This window comes from Rhizobacter sp. P3_C12, from assembly GCF_056402735.1.
Genome location: NZ_JBFUGW010000417.1, coordinates 1 through 3,943 on the forward strand (window position 1 = coordinate 1; position 3,943 = coordinate 3,943).

The following is a 3,943-nucleotide window of genomic DNA, read 5'->3' on the forward strand; positions in this document are numbered from 1 at the left end:
GGCTGAGCAAGGCTCCGGAAAGCGGCCGTTCAACGTTGACATGAGAGGCTCGACCGGCTTGCCGGGGCTAGTCCTCTCTATGGAAGGATTGGGCGTCGGTGTTGCCAATGACATGACCTTCTCCGTCGGTCTGCAGTAGACCTGAAGAAGTGTCCAGGATGACGAGTTCGTTTCCCCRGGGATCGCGGACCACTGCGCAAAGGCCGATGCGAATCTGAAACGGGCCCAAGACCTTGGTGCCTCCCGCACCGCAGAAGCGTTCAATGGCCTGAGGAACTGAGGCAACCAGCAGATCGACTTCCAGAGGCCTCTTGTCGATATGAAGGACGAGTTCGGAGTTCGACTGCGGCATGCGCAGACCTGCTGCCGTTGCATCGCGCCAGATCAGTTCGTGACCGAGGGAGTGCTGGTAGAAGCCCAGCGCTTCGTCCAAGTCCTGGACCGGCAGACTGAGGCAATCGATCTTTGCGAAGAGAGGCTGCATTTCTCCAACGCCTGGTGCTTGACAGGAGCTGCAAGACATGGCGCCTAGCCTATCCGAAAGCCGTCGTCCGCGAACTTCCGCTGCTGGCCGACTGTGCCCCTTCGTCCGTCGCCCTGCAAGCTGTCGCCCAGGGAGACGGAACGGCCTGCGACCGACTGCTCCCGAGCGACGCGGCGAACATACACGGTCGGCCAGGAGCGGACGATCACGAGCGTCTGCTTCATCGAAAGCCCTCGACCCGCTGGAGGCCTGGGTATCGAGAAGTGCGTGTAGTTGCCACTCGGCTGCGCAGCTTCCTCACGGCGACCCGCCACCTTAGATGGCATAAGGCACCAAAAAGACGTTGCTGGAGACCACTTTCGGCAGTCAGGGCGACAAATTTGGTGTTTTCTGGTACACTCATCCGGTGCTTTGCACACCACCAAGTAACACCCCCTACGTCGAGAAACATCTGATGGCCCAAAACCGCTCTGCCACCACTACCGCACAACTCCTCGTCATAAATGTCAAAACTTACGAGCAGGAGAAAAGCCGCGACGTGAGTCGCTACCGGCTCTCGCACGAGACCCTGCTGCGCATCTCCGGAAGAAAGCGCAACCTGAGGGAGAAATTTTTGACCGACCTCCAAGATGAGCTCGTCGAACTCGACTGGGTATTCTTCCGCTCTGGGGCTGAGTACGCGATGGTGAACGTAACGAAACTTGACAGTTGGGTGAAACTGAGCTCGAAGCGCGTCACCCCGCTGTTCGATGAAGAGCCCGAAGCTATTGAAGCCCACTACCAGCAGCTGGTCCCGGACGACGAGGGGCTCGACGAAGACGGAGCATGATTTCTCGTTAATCTTGCGGTGGAATGTGTCGCTTACTTTGGACACATCCGCCGCAGATCAAATGAATGCGCAAGTCGCAATCCCCCATCATGAGCAGTCTATTCACCGACGCATTTCTGGAAGCCTTAGGCGCGTGGCAGCGCGGGTGGCGCGAGGACCAAGACCTGCGCCAGACCCTCGCGAAGCAGCTCGAAAGTCTTTGTCAGCTTCTGCCCGACGAGCACCGGCGCGTCGCCGTAAAGTGCTACCGCAAGCGGTTCATGAGTGGGCAAGACTGGGTAATGCTTTTCCTGAACGACCACTTGGACGACGGCACAACAAGTTGGACCATTGACAGGACGTATGCAGAGGACTTTAAGGGTATCGTCAGGGGACACCCCAACTCCGGAGCGGTATTCGCGGGCCTCCCGCCATCGGATGAATGCCTTGTTAGCCTCCCTAGTCTGTGGGCAAGTCTGAATTTCCGAGAAGCCGTGCGTTCCTACGCTGACCGGGGCGCGGCCAACGCCGATGCTCTCATCAACTTCGCTGACAAGCAGGGCGAGGTCGTCCTCTCGTCACAGTTACGGCTTGATGAGCTAGTTGGCGTGACGGGGAAGAGCAGCCCGTTTGAACATTTGGCGGTATGCGCGGGCATTTCAGATGCTGGACTTGATGATGCTTGGCGAATCCTTGTTGAGCGCGAGCGCTTTCCCGAAGAAGCTCGATTTATCAGAGACGACGTGGTAACACGTGCAGTTGGCAATATTCGCGAATGGGTCGTTCGTCGGCTTGAAGAGGTTGGCATCGATCCCGCAGGGCCCTCACCGGCCGTATAAGCACTGCTTGTTATAACGGGCAAACAGAAAATCGCGGATGACTGAAGGCGAGTGGGGAACAGCCGCATGCAGGCGATCAGCATTGGCGGCTTACCGATGGCTGGCTGACGCTGCGCTTGCAGCAACAGATCAGGCTTGAGCGACTGCATTTCGGCAACGAGATCGACGGGTCGAAGGACCGCACCGGGTCGAAAGCTCGGCTTCGCCGCTCGCGACAGCAGTCATTCGCCCAAGTCAGCACCGCAGTTGCGGCCCCGTCCGCTCCGCCGTGACTGAGCAGATCCAACGCCTTTCGCGACGAAGGTCTGCTATGCGTCCGAGCTGTCGTTCGGCCGCCGGCTCTGACCGACCGCACCCAGCGCCTGAGCAGTCAACCGGCAAGCGCCCCTGGGGTGCTTCACGTTGAGGGACTCTCTCCGAAAGCGATAGGTTTGCTGAGTATGCGCAGATGGCCTCGGCCCTGAAGCAAATGTCTGTAGCTGTTCACTGCGACCGCCTCAGCCTCACGGGCGACAGCTGGGCCGGCGGCGATGACTGTCCCATCCTCGGTGAGGATTGCCAATCGGGCAGGCTTCCCGTCCACCGTGACCGTTAGCCCTTCATGCGAGACGGCGCTGATGATGACGCCTTGAATGGCGCCTACTGGTTGATGACCGATCAAGGGTTCATCCTTGTAGCGTGTTGGGATGGAAATGGCGTGCCGCTGTCGTGTCGTCGAGATCAGGTCGTTCATTGCTCAGCGGCGCACTCCAACGGCTTGGCGAGGTAGTGCTCGGCGGCCGCAACGAGGTAGGCGGGCTGCTCCGCGGCGTCGTCTTCTCCGACCATCACGTTGGCCGAGAGCGCGCAGTCGAGAAGGAAGAGCGCGACTTCGGACGGATGCAGTGCGTCGATGCGCGATGCCAGGTTCCCGATGCCGCAGTCGTACAGGCCTTCGAGCGTGGCGCGATGGCGCCATGCGATGGATTCGCAGACGAACTTGGCGACCAGTCGCAGGTCGAATGCGCTGCGCTCGGAGGCGAGGGCTCGCTCGCGCACGCGCTTGAGAAGGTCGAGCCGGGTGCGGCTCGCGAGGATCGAGGGCGTGGCGTCCTCGTCGATCGCCTTGCGCCTCTGCGCGCGAGCTGGCTTGGTCGTCGGTGCAGCGGTCGGTGCCCCTTGATCTCCGTCGGAGTTGCTGGCTACCGAATCCACGGTCGATCCTGGCGCCTCGTGCGTCTCGTCGTGCGAAGTTCCGCCCACTGTGTGGACTGGCTCAGCATGCGGCTCGGCCGGTTGGGTCTCGGTCGGGTTCGGCGCACCCGCCACAGCGGCTTTGGGTGCACGCGGAACGACGCGCAGCAGGTGGACTTTCTTCTTCTCGGCGAAGCAGTCTGGATCAGTGCAGACGTCTGCACCGCCATGCACCGAGGCAGAAGCCCGGTCATTGCCCTTGCCGTCGAGTTCGACGATGTCCGCGAACTCAGGCGCGTTGCCTGAGCGCTTCCAGCAGTCGGTGCAACTGCCGGCGTCCGGCAGCAGGTCGGCGTCGGCGATGTCGAAGACGGCGTTGTGCAGGTCCAGCGAGAACTTCTCGCTGAGCAGGGCCTGGATGGTGCGGTGGCTGGCTTTGCCGCCGGCAGCGAGCCGGGCCTGGGCGTCATGCCTGATGTACTCCAGCGCCTTCTCCTGGTAGCCGATCGACGGCAGACGTGCGATGAGCTGCGCCGCGTCGGTGCCGAACTCGTTGGCCAGGTACGCATCGCGCAGGGCCGGGCCCGCATCGAGCAGCTTCAACCGGTTGTAGATGTGGGTGCGGCTCTTGCCGAACTT

4 protein-coding genes and 1 pseudogene are annotated in these 3,943 nt (G+C 61.2%); 2 read left to right on the forward strand and 3 right to left on the reverse strand.

What is annotated here, in order from left to right; genetic code table 11:
- Nucleotides 1–67: 67 nt before the first annotated feature.
- A complete protein-coding gene (locus AC1DXV_RS32310) occupies nt 68–484 on the reverse strand; it encodes a VOC family protein (protein WP_477937571.1) in 417 nt (138 codons plus the stop codon).
- A gap of 343 nt (nt 485–827) precedes the next feature.
- Between AC1DXV_RS32310 and AC1DXV_RS32315 the strand changes: the two genes are divergently transcribed.
- Entirely contained in the window at nt 828–1,313 is a 486-nt protein-coding gene (locus tag AC1DXV_RS32315) for a hypothetical protein (RefSeq protein ID WP_477870497.1), read from the forward strand.
- 89 nt (nt 1,314–1,402) lie between these two features.
- Complete coding sequence (locus tag AC1DXV_RS32320; protein ID WP_477937573.1) at nt 1,403–2,131, forward strand: hypothetical protein; 729 nt, start codon at nt 1,403–1,405, stop codon at nt 2,129–2,131.
- Between the two features lie 397 nt (nt 2,132–2,528).
- Here AC1DXV_RS32320 and AC1DXV_RS32325 read toward each other — a convergent pair whose 3' ends face one another.
- The gene (locus AC1DXV_RS32325) at nt 2,529–2,864 is read right to left on the reverse strand and encodes a hypothetical protein (RefSeq protein ID WP_477870501.1); all 336 of its coding nucleotides are present in this window, start codon (nt 2,862–2,864) and stop codon (nt 2,529–2,531) included.
- A pseudogene (locus AC1DXV_RS32330) lies at nt 2,861–3,943 on the reverse strand (hypothetical protein); the annotation flags it as partial. The gene AC1DXV_RS32325 and the pseudogene AC1DXV_RS32330, both read right to left, overlap by 4 nt.